General features: G+C 62.2%; 14 protein-coding genes and 1 pseudogene. 3 read left to right on the top strand and 12 right to left on the bottom strand.

Annotated features, from left to right (window positions below; genetic code table 11):
* Positions 1-854, top strand: a pseudogene (locus tag AB5Y54_RS08030) (hypothetical protein); the annotation flags it as partial.
* Positions 855-943: 89 nt separating this feature from the next.
* On the opposite strand, the gene AB5Y54_RS08025 reads toward AB5Y54_RS08030, so the two are convergent.
* The 7 genes from AB5Y54_RS08025 to AB5Y54_RS07995 form a co-directional block, all read right to left on the bottom strand.
* Positions 944-1,969, bottom strand: coding sequence for a substrate-binding domain-containing protein (locus AB5Y54_RS08025; protein ID WP_041211440.1), 1,026 nt, complete (start codon positions 1,967-1,969; stop codon positions 944-946).
* Positions 1,969-2,901: a ribokinase gene (gene rbsK / locus AB5Y54_RS08020; protein WP_182958598.1), complete on the bottom strand. Its 933-nt coding sequence runs from the start codon at positions 2,899-2,901 to the stop codon at positions 1,969-1,971. Before rbsK ends, AB5Y54_RS08025 begins: the two co-directional genes overlap by 1 nt.
* A 94-nt stretch (positions 2,902-2,995) precedes the next feature.
* Positions 2,996-3,871, bottom strand: a complete 876-nt coding sequence (gene rbsB, locus AB5Y54_RS08015) for a ribose ABC transporter substrate-binding protein RbsB (protein WP_124814398.1) — start codon at positions 3,869-3,871, stop codon at positions 2,996-2,998.
* A gap of 30 nt (positions 3,872-3,901) precedes the next feature.
* A complete protein-coding gene (rbsC, locus tag AB5Y54_RS08010; RefSeq protein WP_042879504.1) occupies positions 3,902-4,870 on the bottom strand; it encodes a ribose ABC transporter permease in 969 nt (322 codons plus the stop codon).
* Entirely contained in the window at positions 4,867-6,399 is a 1,533-nt protein-coding gene (rbsA, locus tag AB5Y54_RS08005; RefSeq protein ID WP_182958602.1) for a ribose ABC transporter ATP-binding protein RbsA, read from the bottom strand. The genes rbsC and rbsA overlap by 4 nt, the downstream gene beginning before the upstream one ends.
* A gap of 18 nt (positions 6,400-6,417) precedes the next feature.
* The gene (gene rbsD / locus AB5Y54_RS08000) at positions 6,418-6,837 is read right to left on the bottom strand and encodes a D-ribose pyranase (protein WP_124814396.1); all 420 of its coding nucleotides are present in this window, start codon (positions 6,835-6,837) and stop codon (positions 6,418-6,420) included.
* A 245-nt stretch (positions 6,838-7,082) separates the two neighbouring features.
* Entirely contained in the window at positions 7,083-7,700 is a 618-nt protein-coding gene (locus AB5Y54_RS07995) for a glutathione S-transferase family protein (RefSeq protein ID WP_124814394.1), read from the bottom strand.
* 257 nt (positions 7,701-7,957) lie between these two features.
* Here AB5Y54_RS07995 and AB5Y54_RS07990 point away from each other — a divergent pair, with 257 nt between their 5' ends.
* Complete coding sequence (locus tag AB5Y54_RS07990) at positions 7,958-8,713, top strand: hypothetical protein (RefSeq protein WP_053288443.1); 756 nt, start codon at positions 7,958-7,960, stop codon at positions 8,711-8,713.
* A 61-nt stretch (positions 8,714-8,774) separates the two neighbouring features.
* Positions 8,775-9,437: a DUF2987 domain-containing protein gene (locus AB5Y54_RS07985; protein WP_124814392.1), complete on the top strand. Its 663-nt coding sequence runs from the start codon at positions 8,775-8,777 to the stop codon at positions 9,435-9,437.
* A 71-nt stretch (positions 9,438-9,508) separates the two neighbouring features.
* Here AB5Y54_RS07985 and ttcA read toward each other — a convergent pair whose 3' ends face one another.
* The 5 genes from ttcA to ccoS all read right to left on the bottom strand — a co-directional run bounded on the left by ttcA (position 9,509) and on the right by ccoS (position 13,269).
* Positions 9,509-10,417 carry a tRNA 2-thiocytidine(32) synthetase TtcA gene (gene ttcA, locus AB5Y54_RS07980; protein WP_010674783.1) on the bottom strand — a complete coding sequence of 303 codons (909 nt, stop codon included), beginning with the start codon at positions 10,415-10,417 and terminating at the stop codon, positions 9,509-9,511.
* A gap of 67 nt (positions 10,418-10,484) precedes the next feature.
* Positions 10,485-11,432 (bottom strand): universal stress protein UspE, encoded by a 948-nt coding sequence (uspE, locus tag AB5Y54_RS07975; protein ID WP_010674782.1) that lies wholly within the window; start codon positions 11,430-11,432, stop codon positions 10,485-10,487.
* A 136-nt stretch (positions 11,433-11,568) separates the two neighbouring features.
* Positions 11,569-12,324, bottom strand: a complete 756-nt coding sequence (locus AB5Y54_RS07970; protein ID WP_010674781.1) for an FNR family transcription factor — start codon at positions 12,322-12,324, stop codon at positions 11,569-11,571.
* A 68-nt stretch (positions 12,325-12,392) separates the two neighbouring features.
* Complete coding sequence (locus AB5Y54_RS07965; RefSeq protein ID WP_368153439.1) at positions 12,393-13,079, bottom strand: sulfite exporter TauE/SafE family protein; 687 nt, start codon at positions 13,077-13,079, stop codon at positions 12,393-12,395.
* Positions 13,063-13,269 carry a cbb3-type cytochrome oxidase assembly protein CcoS gene (gene ccoS, locus AB5Y54_RS07960; RefSeq protein WP_041211434.1) on the bottom strand — a complete coding sequence of 69 codons (207 nt, stop codon included), beginning with the start codon at positions 13,267-13,269 and terminating at the stop codon, positions 13,063-13,065. The genes AB5Y54_RS07965 and ccoS overlap by 17 nt, the downstream gene beginning before the upstream one ends.
* Between the last annotated feature and the right edge of the window lie 36 nt (positions 13,270-13,305).

The following is a 13,305-nucleotide window of genomic DNA, read 5'->3' as shown; positions in this document are numbered from 1 at the left end:
GAAGCAGGAACCCGGTACTGCGCGAGCAGCTATCACCCAGTAATGGGGATCCCCCTCCTGTGACGCGAAGCGCTAAGGTGGGGGAGGATGTCAAGGTGAGTCTGTTGCAGTTTGAGTTTGTGACCCGGGAAAGCAGCTTTGATCTGGCGTGTCGCTTCGGAGTGGCCAGGCGCGAGGGTGGCGAGGATGCCGATGAGCTATTGGAGCAAGCCATATTGGCATTGAACGAGGCCAAGCGTGAGGGGACCACCCTGGTGTGGTATCAGAGTGCGATGAAGGCTGATCTCCACATGGCCCAGCGGCAGCTGCACCAATTGCGGGAATGGCTGGCGGGGGCCGCCCCTTCCCCCCTGGAGACCCTCTGCGAGGCGATGAGAGACGAGCAGGGCGTGCCGGTGACGGCGGTCAGCCTGCGCTGGCGGGTGAGCCAGCAGCCCTGTGACGTGGGCTGGATGCAAGAGCGTTGTGTCCTTGGGCCCGTGATGGCACGATGGCTGACAGAAGAGCCATGCAGTGGCACCTTGCTGGTAAGGCTTCATCAGCCTGCCCAGCTGGCCCCTCTGCTGGCGAGCCTGCCCCCCTTGCCACAGGGGAGACTGATCCTGGCATTGCCTGCGCTGATACCGGATGCCACCCTGCTTGAGAAGATGCGCGAGTGTGGCTGCATGCTGGCGCTGAGCGAGCTTGGCAGCTGCGCCCCCGAACTGCTGCAAGCGGGCTGGCCAATTCGCTACTGGCTGCCAGCACCCTCCGGGTACGAGGCGCTGCTCCAGCCGTTGGCAACGGCGCTGGGGCTGCTGCGCCTGGCTCCCCTGGGAGAGGCGCAGCAAGAGGATGATCTCAAGCTGAGTTGAGTGGTGGCTTGTGCAGTCTCGGGGCCGATGCCAAGGAGACAATACACAGAAGAGCGGCTCATGGCCGCCCTTCTGCTGCTTGCTGGCACTTAAACTGGTTTGCTGTCCGGTGAGGAAAAGGGAGCGCAGGAGTGTCTGATCACCAGGTCCGGATCCACGGTGATCATGCGGTTTGCGATGGGCTCGCCGTTGATGCGCGCCAGCAGCCGGGTGACGGCGAGGCGGCCCAGCTCCTCTTTCGGTTGATTGACCGTGGTGAGCGGGGGGGACATGAACTGGGCCAGCGCCACGTTGTCATAGCCGACGATGGAGAGATCGCGGGGGATCACCAGCCCTGCCTGATGGGCGGCACTGATGACCCCCATGGCCATCATGTCGTTGCAGACAAACAGCGCGGTGGGACGCTCTGGCAGCGCCAGCAGGCGGGTCATGGCGGCGGCGCCGCTGGCGCAGTCAAAGTCTCCCTCCTGGATCCAGCCCGGATTGACGGTGAGCCCGGCCTCCTGCATCGCTTGCTCGAAACCCGCCTGGCGCTGGTTGGCCGGGGCGCGGCTGTGGGGGCCCGTGATGCAACCGATGGCAGTGTGACCCAGCCCCAGCAGATGGCGGGTTGCCAGGTAGCCTCCACGATGGGAGTTGTCGGCGATGAGATCCACCTCGCCATTCTCCATGCCCCAGTCCATCACCACGACCGGCAGGCTCTTGAGCCAGTCGAGCTGGTTGAACACCTCCTGCTGCCCTTCACTGCACATGATGAGCAGGCCGTCGACCCGTTTCCTGAGCATCATCTTGAGGTAGGAGAGCGCCGTCTCGGCCTGTCCTTCGGTGTTGCCCAGCATCAGGTTGTAACCCTGCTCGAAGCAGTAGCGCTCCACCCCGCGCACCACCTCGGCGAAGAAGGGGTTGCTGGAGGTGGTAACCAGCATGCCGATGCTGTTGGTCTCCTTTACCTTGAGGCTGCGGGCCACCAGGCTCGGGGCATAGTTGAGATCGCGCATGGCGGCGAAGACCCGCTCCCGGGTCTCTTCGGCCACGAAGCGGGTCTCGTTGATGACGTGGGAAACGGTGGTGGTCGACACTCCCGCCAGCGCAGCCACCTCCTTGATATTGGCCATCAGTGTCCCTGCGCCGTCTGTTCAAGGAGGAAGGATTCCACCTCCTGCTTGCTCGGGATGGAGCTCTGGGCCCCGAAGCGGGTCACAGAGAGCGCCGCCGCGCCGTGGGCGAAGCGCACCGCGTCGTGGAAGTCGGCGCCGGCGAGCTCGGCCGCCAGCAGGGCACCGTTGAAGGTGTCGCCTGCTGCCGTGGTGTCCACCGCCTTGACCCGAAAGCCTGGAATAAGTTGCTGTTGTGTCCCGTTGCTGAAATAGACCCCCTGGGAACCCAGGGTGATCATCACCTCCGCTATGCCCATCTGGTGGAAGCGGGCGGCGGCCTGGGCCGCAGTCGCCTCGTCGGTGACCTTGACCCCGGTCAGCAGCTCGGCCTCGGTCTGGTTCGGGGTGATGAGATCCACCAGCGCCAGCAGCTCCTGCGAGAGCGGCCGGGCAGGCGCGGGGTTGAGCACCACCCGGGTGTCGTGGGCACGAGCCAGACGGGCCGCTTCTTGCACGCTCTCGAGCGGCACTTCCAGTTGCAGCAGCAGGGTGTGGGCGGCGGCGATCATCGCCTCGTGACCTTGCACCACGGTCGGGGTGAGGGCGCCATTGGCTTCGGCGGAGATGCCGATGCTGTTCTCCCCCTCGTCGCTCACATAGATGATGGCGATGCCGGTGGGGAGCTTGGGGTCGAGCTCGACGGCGCTCACGTCGATGCCGTCCTGAGCGAAGCCCTCTCTCATCTGGCGGCCGATGGCGTCATCGCCGATGCGGGCGATGAAGGAGACTTCTGCACCTAACCGAGCGGCGGCCACCGCCTGGTTGGCGCCCTTGCCACCGGGCACCACTTGATAGCTGTGGCCGGTCAGGGTTTCACCGGGGCGGGGAAAGTGGGGGACACGCAGCACGTGATCCGCATTGACGCTGCCGAGGACTACGAGACGATTCATTCCTATCACCCTTGTTGAGAACATCCTGATCTGGGTGGGCCCAGATCGGGAGGCTCTGCCGGAGAAAGGGGGAGGCGAGCCTCCCCCCACGGACTTACTTGTTGACGATCTGCAGCGGTACCGGGATGGATTTTTCCACCGGCTGGCCCTTGAGCACCTTGTCGGCGGTTTCCACGCCGATGGCGCCGATGAGGGCCGGCTGCTGGGCCACGGTGGCGGCCAGTTTACCCTTGGCCACGGCGGCCTTGCCATCGTCGGTGCCGTCGAAGCCGACGATCATCACCTCTTTGCCGGCGGCCTGCACGGCGCGGATGGCCCCCAGCGCCATCTCGTCGTTCTGGGCGAACACGGCTTGCACGGTCGGGTGCGCCGCCAGCAGGTTCTCCATGACGTTCAGACCCTTGGTGCGGTCAAAGTCGGCGGGCTGGGAGGCCAGCACTTCCAGCTTGTTGGCGGCCACCGCCAGGGCGAAGCCTTCGCCGCGGTCACGGGCGGCGGAAGTGCCGGCGATCCCTTCGAGCTGGATCACCTTGGCACCGCTGCCCAGCTTCTCGGCGATGAAGTCGCCGGCCAGCTTGCCGCCCGCCACGTTGTCGGAGGCGATGTGGGCCTTGACCTCACCCTGGGCCGCACCGCGGTCCAGGGTCAGCACCGGGATGTTGGCCTTGTTGGCCAGACGGATGGCGTTGCCCACGGCTTCGGAGTCGGTCGGGTTGATCAGGATGGCGTTGACTTTGCGCACGGTGAGATCTTCCACGTTGGAGAGCTCCTTGGCCGGGTCATTCTGGGAGTCCAGCACCACCAGCTCGTAGCCAAGTTCCTTGGCCTTGGCTTCGGCCCCTTCCTTCATGGTGACGAAGAAGGGGTTGTTGAGGGTGGAGACCACCATGGCCAGGGTCTGATCGGCGGCCTGGGCGGTACCCAGCACGGACATGATGGCGGCAGCGAGCAGGGTATTGAGCTTTTTCATCATTTCATTCCTTGTGTGTGGCGTGGCTTGTTAACGGTTGCTTTTGTTATCGATCATCACGGCAAGCAAGATCACGCTGGCCTTGGCGATCATCTGGTAATAGGAGCTGACGTCGAGCAGGTTGAGGGCATTGTTGAGGAAGCCGATGATGAGGGCACCGATCAGGGTTCCCATGATGCGGCCCTTGCCCCCCATCAGGCTGGTGCCCCCCAGCACCACGGCGGCGATGGCATCCAGCTCGTACCCCATGCCGGCAGTGGGCTGGGCGGAGGAGAGGCGGGAAGTGACGATGAGCCCGGCCAGTGCCGACAGCATGCCGCACAGACCATACACCGCGAGCTTGACCCGAGCCACATTGATACCGGAGAGGCGGGTGGCCGATTCGTTGCCGCCGAGGGCATAGATGTAGCGGCCCAGGCGAGTGTGGTTGAGCAGATACCAGGCCAGCAGGAAGACGATGGCCATCAGCCAGATGGGCACCGGCAGACCCAGCAGGTAGCCGGTCCCGAGCCAGGCGAAGTGATCGGCGCCGTCACTGAAGCCGGTGGAGATGGGGCGCCCCTCGGTGTAGACCATGGTGACGCCGCGCAGGGCGGTCATGGTGACCAGGGTGGCGATGAACGCCTGTACCTTGCCCTTGGCGATGATGAGGCCGCTGATGCTGCCAAGCAGGGCGCCGGCCCCCAGGGTGAGGGGGATCACCAGGCCGATGGGCAGTTCCATGGCCACCATGGTGGCGGCCAGGGCGCCGCACAGGGCCAGTACCGAGCCGACCGACAGATCGATGCCGGCGGTGAGGATGACCAGCGTCATGCCGACCGCCATGATGGCGTTGACCGATGTCTGGCGCAGGATGTTGAGCAGGTTGTCGGCGGTGAAGAAGTTGGGGCTCAGGAAAGAGACCACGCCGATCAGCACCAGCAGCGCGACCAGGGACTTGTTCTCGATCCACCAGGCCTTGCTCATGACGCCGCGGCGGGAAAGGGTTTGGGTTGTCATTGTGCTGCCTCTTGCTCTGCTTGCCACTGTTTACCGACTGCCGCTGCCATCAGCTTCTCCTGATTGGCATCGCGGGTGTTGAATTCTGCGCTGATGCGCCCTTCGTGCATCACCAGGATGCGATCACTCATGCCGAGCACTTCCGGCATTTCGGAGGAGACCAGGATGATGCTCATCCCCTCCTTCTTGAACTGGTTGATGAGCTGATAGATCTCCTTCTTGGCGCCGACATCGACGCCGCGGGTCGGCTCATCCAGGATCAGCACCTTGGGCCGGGTCAGCAGCCCCTTGGCGATGGCCACCTTCTGCTGGTTGCCGCCGGAGAGGAGCTTGATCAGCTGATCCTGACTCGGGGTCTTGATGTTGAACAGACGCACATAGTCTCCTACCGCCTGGCGCTCGGCCTTGCCGTCAATCTTGCCGCCACGAATGAACTCGCCGAGGGCGCACAGGCTCATGTTTTCGCGCACCGACAGCTCCAGCACCAGGCCGTCGCCCTTGCGATCCTCGGAGATATAGGCGATGCCAGCGGCCAGACCATCGGCCGGGCTTCTGGGTACCAGGGCGTGGCCATCCACCGTCATCTGGCCAGCGCTGATGGGGCTGGCACCGTAGATGAGCTTCATCAGCTCGGTGCGGCCGGAGCCCATCAGGCCGCTAAAGCCCAGAATTTCACCCTGACGCAGGGAGAAGCTCACCCCGCGCACGCCGGGGCCGGCCAAATCCTTCACCTGCAGGCTGACGGGGCCGAGTTCGCGCACCAGGCGCGGGTACTGCTCTTCCAGCCGGCGACCCACCATCATCTCGATGATCCTGTCTTCGTCGAGATCGCTCACCGCCTGCTCGCCGATCCACTTGCCGTCCCGCAGCACGGTGACCCGATCGCAGATTTCGAAGATCTCCTTCAAGCGATGGGAGATGTAGACGATGCCGCAGCCCTGCTCACGCAGCTCGCGGATGACCACGAACAGCTGCTCGGTCTCGGTGTCGGTGAGGGCATCGGTGGGCTCGTCCATGATGATGACGCTGGCATCGAACGACAGCGCCTTGGCGATCTCCACCATCTGCTGTTCGCCGATGGAGAGATCCCCGAGCCGGGTATCCGGGCCGTGCTTGACGCCAAGCCGTGCCAGCAGGGTGCTTGCCCGTTCGCGCAACTGTTTGTGGTCGATGCTGCCAAAACGGGTACGAGGTTCGCGGCCGAGGAAGATGTTGGCGGCAATCGACAGCTCAGGCAGCAGGTTCAGCTCCTGGTGGATGATGCTGATCCCCTGATCCTGGGAGTCGCGGGGGCCCTTGAAGTGAACCGGCTGGCCGCGATAGCTGATGCTGCCCGCATCGGCCTGGTAGATGCCGGTCAGCACCTTCATCAGGGTCGACTTGCCGGCGCCGTTTTCGCCGAGCAGGGCCATCACCTGACCCGGATAGACCTTGAGGCCCGCCTCATCGAGGGCACGCACCCCGGGGAAGGTCTTGACGATCCCGGAAAGCGCCAGAATGGGCGAGGGGAGCATATTGGCGTTGCTCATAGCTGCTTCCTTGGGAATTTAAAACGCCACGCCGGCGCAGAGAATGAGATTGGCGTAGGGGGTCACCTCGCCGCTGCGCACGATGGCCTTGCTCTGGTGGGAGCGAGCCTTGAATGCTTCGTGCAGGCAGTACTCGATGGTGATGGGCTTGCCCTGGGCGGCGGCGTGCGCCTCCAGCTGATCCACCAGCGCCTGATGGGCGGCGGGGCTGATCTGCTTGATCTCGCTCGCCATGATCACCTTCTCCACCACCAGATCGGTGAGCAGGGCGCTAAGCACTGTGTCAAGGCTGGGAGTGCCTGCCATCAGCGCCAGATCGATGCGCTCGGGACCCGCCGGTATGGGCAGCCCGGCGTCGCAGACGGTGATCTCGTCGGTATGGCCCATGTGGGCCACCAGCGAACTCAGGGGAGCGTTGAGCAGCTTGCCTCGTTTCATACAGCACCTCGGCGGCCTGGGACCGCATATGGATATTGAGTTGGGCAATCGGTTACGCAACCGGTTGCGTCATTAGGGCGAAAGATAGGTGTTAACCGTTAACGGGTCTAGGCAGTGATGACGAAAATGTGAAAACGATCTCAGTGACAGGGCAATTTCAGAAGAAACGGGTGCCAGAAGAGCACCCGTCTGAGAGGCGTCGCCTGATGTTGCCCGTACAAAAAGGCGTACCCGGCGCGAGGAGATCAGAGGGCGAGCGCCGCCTGCACTGCGGGGCGGGCCAGCATGCGCTGATAGTGATCCGTCACCTTGGGAAACTCGCTGATGGCCACCCCGTCGCTCTCGAGCCAGCCTGCAATCACGAAGAGGTAGATGTCGGCCAGGCTGAAGCGCTCCCCCAGTACCCAGGGGCCGGCCAGATAGTGGCGCTCAATCTGGTCAAAGCCATCGCGCATGTTCTGGGGCATCTTGGCCTGCATGGCAGCCATGGCCTGTTCATCGTCGGCCCAGCGGCCGGGACGGCGTCCATGGGCATGGGCGACATGGACGGTGGAGACGAGGAAACTGTGTACCTCCTGCATCCTGGCCAGGAGGAAGGGGTCATCCAATGGGGCCAGCCCGGCGTTAGGAAAACGCTGGGCCACGTAGAGCAGCAGGGCCGGTGTTTCGGTCAGCACGCCATGCTCCGTCACCAGTGCCGGGACTCGCCCCTTGGGATTGATGGCGAGGTAGTCGGGGCTGCGCTGTTCACCAGCGGCCAGATCCAGGCGCTTGACAAGGTGAGGGGCACCGGCCTCCACCAGAGCGATGCGTACCGCCATGGCACAGGTACCCGGGGCAAGATAGAGCGTCAGTTCGGACATGACCGTTTTCCTTGTGTGAGAGAGAAGAGCCAGTGGACATCTCGTCCGCCAGCGCGCGCCATTATCCTACCCCCGTTGGACAGAGGGGCCAAGGGTGAGGGGAACTTCATCAAGAAGGGCTGCAAGGCCTTTGGTATCAATGGCTTTCTGAACGGAAGATAACAGGAAAAACGGCTACGCATGCCGGTTCAAACCGCTATAATGTGCCACCTTGGATCAGTCGTCAGTGAATGTTGGACAGTCAATTGAGTAATAGAATGCGGATCGGTGGAACCCTCGAACAGTCCCTCAGCCAGGGATATCGTCTGGACCTGCAAGGGGTGTTGAAAGAGGGGTGGCAACAGACTCGTCGTACCGGTTTCGGATTGGCGCTGGCCATCGCCGGGGTCATGGCAATCTGGATCCTGCTGAGCAATACCTTGCTGACACCCTATGTCGCCCGTGAAGGGGGGGATATGGATATGGCCCTGATCCTGAGCCTGCTGGTCACGGTGATCATGTCACCCATGACCTCCTCCCTCGACATGCTGGGGTTGCAGCAGTCGGTGGGGGTGCGCGCCCGGCCGAGCCAGGTATTCGACTTCTTCCGCCACTTCCTGCGCCTGGGCAGCCTGAGTCTGCTCGGCAGCCTCATCACCAGCCTGTTTGGCCCCCTGTTCGAGCTGCTGGGCGTGCCGGTGATGCTGGCCTTCATCCCTTCCGCCCTGGTGGGTATGGGGCTGGTGTTTACCGTACCTCTGGTGCTGGAGCGCGGTCTTTCCCCGGCTCAGGCCATTCTGGTATCCCTCAAGCTCTTTGCCCGGGGATGGCCCAGCATAGTGCTGCTGCACGGGGTCATGCTGGCACTCTTCTTCCTGGCGCTCATCCCCATGGGGCTGGGACTTATCTGGGTGGCGCCGCTCTACTTCAACTGCAAGGGCATTCTCTACCGGGATCTGTGTGGGGTGGCAGTCGAAGTGACCGAGGTTGCCAGTGGCAACGGCGGGCAGGGCCCGGATCATTTCAACGCATAACGGGATACCAGGGGGTCAGCCGGTGTCGACCCGCCCGGAGCGTGATGCAAAAGGATGGCATATGAACAAGCGATACGGGATGGCGGCGCTCCTGCTGGTACCCATGCTGGGACAGGCTGAGCCGTCCCTTGAACTCGACTACGGCACCTTCTACAGCCAGATGAAGACCTTCGCCAAGGGGGAGTTCGGCCACGCCAGACTGGGCTTTTATCTGGCCAGTCAACAGAACGGTCGGCGCTGCGGGCTCACCTCGGCCCGGGTCTCGACCCCGGACAGGGATGTGCCCGCCGAGGTCACGGTGGATGGCGAACTGCGTCTGCCCTATGACGAAGATCTCAACCTCGACAAGGCGATCGTGGTGGTGGGGCTCACCGAGGCCCATGCCGCCTGCGATCTGTCGGTACAGGTGATGGCCGACGCCCCCGCCACACCCGAGGTGCCGCTGGCCGAGCTTGTCTCGCGCCAGCAGCAGATGCAGCGATTGCTCGACAAGATGGCCGGCATGGTCGGCCAGTATTTCCTGCCCAAGATGGAAGGGGTGCGGATCTCCATGGTGGCGCCCGCAGGCACAGCCTACCTTGTGGAGGGTGCCCGTCAGGAGGCCGTCTCCTGGCAGCAGGGGCAACTGCTGCTCAGCAATGCGCAGCTGAAGGGGTTTGCCCAGGGCAAGCTGCAACTGCAAGGGGAGATCCTGTGTCTGACCCCCTGGCTGCACAAGGGGTAGCGACCCGAGTCCGCAGATTGCCAGAATGAAAAAAGGAGCGCCTGGCGCTCCTTTTTTGTGGGTGACGGGGCTTAGCGCACCTCAATCACGTCCAGCATGTCCATCTCGTCGATGTCCAGCAGCGGCGCCTTGGGCAGCTCGGGCGGATCAAATGCCTTGTCGCCACCGTCGATGATGCCGGAGTCGCGGTTGATGCTCTTGAAGTCAAACAGCTGGTGATCGAGCAGGTGGCTCGGGATCACGTCCTGAATGGCGGTGAACATGGTTTCGAGACGACCCGGGAAGCGGCGATCCCACTCCTGCATCATCTGTTTGATGGCCTGGCGCTGCAGGTTCTCCTGGGAGCCGCACAGGTTGCAGGGGATGATGGGGAAGGCCTTGACCTCGGCATAGCGCACCAGATCTTTCTCCTTGCAGTAGGCCAGGGGGCGGATCACCACGTTCTTGCCATCGTCGCTCACCAGCTTGGGGGGCATGGATTTGAGCTTGCCACCGTAGAACATGTTGAGGAACAGAGTCTCGAGGATGTCGTCACGGTGATGGCCAAGGGCGATCTTGGTGCAACCCAGCTCCTGGGCGGTGCGATACAGAATGCCGCGGCGCAGGCGGGAGCAGAGCGCGCAGGTGGTCTTGCCCTCCGGTACCTTCTCCTTGACGATGGAGTAGGTATCTTCTTCCACGATCTTGAAGTCGATGCCGAGGGTGCTCAGGTATTCGGGCAGCACGTGCTCGGGGAAGCCGGGTTGCTTCTGATCCAGGTTGACGGCCACCAGATCGAAATGGATGGGGGCGCTGGCCTTCAGGCTCATCAGGATGTCGAGCATGGCAAAGCTGTCCTTGCCGCCAGACAGGCAGACCATGATCTTGTCACCCTCTTCAATCATGTTGAAGTCGGCGATGGCCTGGCCCACGTTGCGCCGCAGGCGTTTCTGCAGCTTGTTGAAACTGTATTTCTCTTTGGCGTTAAGCTCTTCTAGCATGGCCTCAAACCCGGGACAAAAATAAGCGGCTTATTATAGCCATGTCCCGGGGGAGGGCAAGAAACGCTTATGCAGGATGACGCCTGTCATCCACAGGGCTGCTGTAATCGTCGGGTTTGAGGATGAGAATGTCGCAGTTGAGCCTGTCCACCACGTGCTCGGCGGTGTTGCCAAGCAGGGCGGCAGAGAGGCCGGTACGGCCGACGCATCCCATGATCATCAGGGTGGCATTCAGATCGTCCGCCATGTCCGGCAGCACCTCCTCCGGCAAGCCTTCCGCCACCTTGGTCCACATGTGGTTGATGCCGAACTGATCGGCATGCTCCCGCAGCAGATCTTCATGGTGTTTGCGAATGGCATCGTTGTAGGCGTTGGGATCGAACTCTGGCAGTTCGATGGCGACATTGACCGGGGTGCCCGGGTAGGTGTTGACCAGATAGAGACTGGCACCAAGCAGCTCGGCGATGGCGATCCCCTCGCGGGTGATCCGCTCGTTGAGCACCTTCTGCTCCTTGTCATCGCTCGAGCAGTTGATGGCGGCAATCAGGTTGCCCCCCCGTTGCCAGTGCCCTTCTTTTACCAGCAGAACCGGACAGGGGCATTTGCGCAGCAGGTGCCAGTCGGTGGGGGTGAAGATGAAGGTTTGCAGGAAGGAGTGCTTGTGAGTCGCCTTGACGACCAGATCGTGACGCTGTTCCAGCACTTCCTGAATGACGCACTCGAAGGGACGGTTGTGCCAGAGCACTTTCACTTCGCATTCCAGTCCTCTGGCCCGATAGGGAGTGAGGATCTCGTCGAGCCACTCCCGACGCTGGGCGATGACACCATGGCGCATCTCTTCCCGCTCGTCTGCCGAGAGCATGGCGGTCATCTCGTAAGAGAAGTCGTAAATCGTCAGGAGCAGGGTCAGCTGGGCGCCCTCATCCAGCTCGGCGACCTTGACCGCGCGCTCGAGCGCGATCTGGCGCTCCTCCTCGGGATTGATCACCACCAGAATGTTTCGGTACTTGACCATGTTCTCCTCCTTGGTAAAAAGGCCAATGATGGCAACTCTTTAGCTATTACAGCTTAGTCCAAGGGGGGAGACGGGAAGGTGTGCCGGATCAAATTTCAGGGTGATCCGATCCGGCAAAAAAGGGAATAAACGGGGATTAACCGCAGGGAGGACGAGTGGCTCCGGCCATGACGCCCAAGGCAACGTTGTCCAGTACAGTAATGTATTTGCCTTTGACGCTGATGAGACCGGATTTCTGGAAACGGCCCAGCAGGCGGCTGATGGTCTCGACGGTGAGACCGAGGTAGTTGCCGATGTCTCCACGGGTCATGGAGAGGCGGAACTCCTTGGCGGAGAAGCCGCGCTCGGAGAAACGAACCGAGAGATTGTGCAGGAAGGCAGCGAGGCGCTCTTCGGCGTTCTTTTTGGAGAGCAGCAGTATCATCTCCTGGTCGCCCATGATCTCGTTGCTCATCAGCCGCATGATCTGCTGGCGCAGTTTGGGCATCTTGCCAGAGAGGTCGTCGAGCACATCGAACGGTATTTCGCACACCATGGCGGTTTCCAGCGCCTGGGCGAAGGAGGGGTGGGCCTGCTTGTGGATGGCGTCGAAACCGACCAGATCACCGGCGAGGTGGAAGGCGGTGATCTGTTCGTCACCCTGTTCGGTGATGGTGTATGACTTGATGGTCCCGGAACGTATGGCATAGAGCGACTTGAGCTCATCGCCGGCCTTGAACAACTCTTCACCCTTCTGGAACGGCTTTTTGCGCTCGATGATGCTGTCGAGCTGATCGAGCTCGTTATCGTTCAGGGTGAAGGGGATGCAGAGCTGGCTGATGCTGCAATCCTGGCAATGAATTGCACAGCCACCGCTCTGAATACGTCTGCCAGGTTTCTTGTCCGGGATCATAGGCTCAAATGAATAATTGATTTATATCAAACAAGTTTACCACCATCTCATCCGTTTTGGATAGGGTTTCAAAAGGACGCCATCCCGATCCAGAGGGTGTGGATCCCGTAGGCAATAAGCAGCAAGGCGCCCCCAAGGCGCAGGCTGCGCAGGGTGAGCCAGTAGCGCAATCGGTCTGCCAGCCCCCCTAGCGCAAACAGGGTCGGCAGGGTGCCGAGGCCGAAAAAGAGCATGATGAGTGCCCCGCCACTCGCGGAGCCTGCGGCAGCGCTCCAGGTCAGCATGGAGTAGACGAGGCCGCAAGGGAGCCAGCCCCATATCATGCCAAAGGGGAGGGCCTGCCTGGCTGATGTAAACGGGAGAAACCTGCCTGCCAGCGGCTTGATGAGAGGCCAGAACTTCGCACCGATGCGCTCGAGCAGCAAGACGCCATGCCACCAGCCAGCCAAGTAGAGGCCGAGCGCTATCATCAGCAGGGCGGCGATGAGGCGAAGCCCTGCCAGGGCGTGTTTGCCAACGCCTATCTCCGTGGTGGTGGCGAGCAAGCCGCCCACCAGCGCGCCCGCCAGCACATAGCTCAGGATGCGCCCCAGGTTGTAGTTGAGCAGATAACCGAGCCTGCCCCAAAAATGCTGCTTCTCGGCAGGTATGGCCATGGAGAGCGCTGCGGACACGCCGCCACACATGCCGATACAGTGGCCGGCACCGGCAAGCCCGACCAGCAGGGCGCCCATGAGGTCAAGGCTGCTGGTCATGGGGCCTGTTTTCCTGTTCTGCTTGTTGTTCAGAGGGGGGCAAGGGGCGCTGCTCCTCGTCAAACAGGATGTTGGAGCCCTGCCTGTCGAGATCCTCGAACTGCTCGGAGCGGATGGCCCAGAAGAAGACGGCGCCGGCAATGACAACGAACAGGATGGCGATGGGGATGAGGACGAAGATAATGTTCATGGCGCGGACCCTGTGGTGAAAGGGGGATGATAACCC

It is taken from the genome of Aeromonas sp. s9 (genome assembly GCF_040907765.1).
Lineage (GTDB): Bacteria > Pseudomonadota > Gammaproteobacteria > Enterobacterales > Aeromonadaceae > Aeromonas > Aeromonas caviae.
This window is presented reverse-complemented; position numbering and strand designations above follow the sequence as displayed.

Excerpts from the sequence above, each read along its gene's own strand:
- AB5Y54_RS08025 (WP_041211440.1), bottom strand. The coding sequence starts at position 1,969 with ATGGCCAATATCAAGGAGGTGGCTGCGCTGGCGGGAGTGTCGACCACC.
- rbsK (WP_182958598.1), bottom strand. The coding sequence starts at position 2,901 with ATGAATCGTCTCGTAGTCCTCGGCAGCGTCAATGCGGATCACGTGCTG.
- rbsB (WP_124814398.1), bottom strand. The coding sequence starts at position 3,871 with ATGAAAAAGCTCAATACCCTGCTCGCTGCCGCCATCATGTCCGTGCTG.
- rbsC (WP_042879504.1), bottom strand. The coding sequence starts at position 4,870 with ATGACAACCCAAACCCTTTCCCGCCGCGGCGTCATGAGCAAGGCCTGG.
- rbsA (WP_182958602.1), bottom strand. The coding sequence starts at position 6,399 with ATGAGCAACGCCAATATGCTCCCCTCGCCCATTCTGGCGCTTTCCGGG.
- rbsD (WP_124814396.1), bottom strand. The coding sequence starts at position 6,837 with ATGAAACGAGGCAAGCTGCTCAACGCTCCCCTGAGTTCGCTGGTGGCC.
- AB5Y54_RS07995 (WP_124814394.1), bottom strand. The coding sequence starts at position 7,700 with ATGTCCGAACTGACGCTCTATCTTGCCCCGGGTACCTGTGCCATGGCG.
- AB5Y54_RS07990 (WP_053288443.1), top strand. The coding sequence starts at position 7,958 with ATGCGGATCGGTGGAACCCTCGAACAGTCCCTCAGCCAGGGATATCGT.
- AB5Y54_RS07985 (WP_124814392.1), top strand. The coding sequence starts at position 8,775 with ATGAACAAGCGATACGGGATGGCGGCGCTCCTGCTGGTACCCATGCTG.
- ttcA (WP_010674783.1), bottom strand. The coding sequence starts at position 10,417 with ATGCTAGAAGAGCTTAACGCCAAAGAGAAATACAGTTTCAACAAGCTG.
- uspE (WP_010674782.1), bottom strand. The coding sequence starts at position 11,432 with ATGGTCAAGTACCGAAACATTCTGGTGGTGATCAATCCCGAGGAGGAG.
- AB5Y54_RS07970 (WP_010674781.1), bottom strand. The coding sequence starts at position 12,324 with ATGATCCCGGACAAGAAACCTGGCAGACGTATTCAGAGCGGTGGCTGT.
- AB5Y54_RS07965 (WP_368153439.1), bottom strand. The coding sequence starts at position 13,079 with ATGACCAGCAGCCTTGACCTCATGGGCGCCCTGCTGGTCGGGCTTGCC.
- ccoS (WP_041211434.1), bottom strand. The coding sequence starts at position 13,269 with ATGAACATTATCTTCGTCCTCATCCCCATCGCCATCCTGTTCGTTGTC.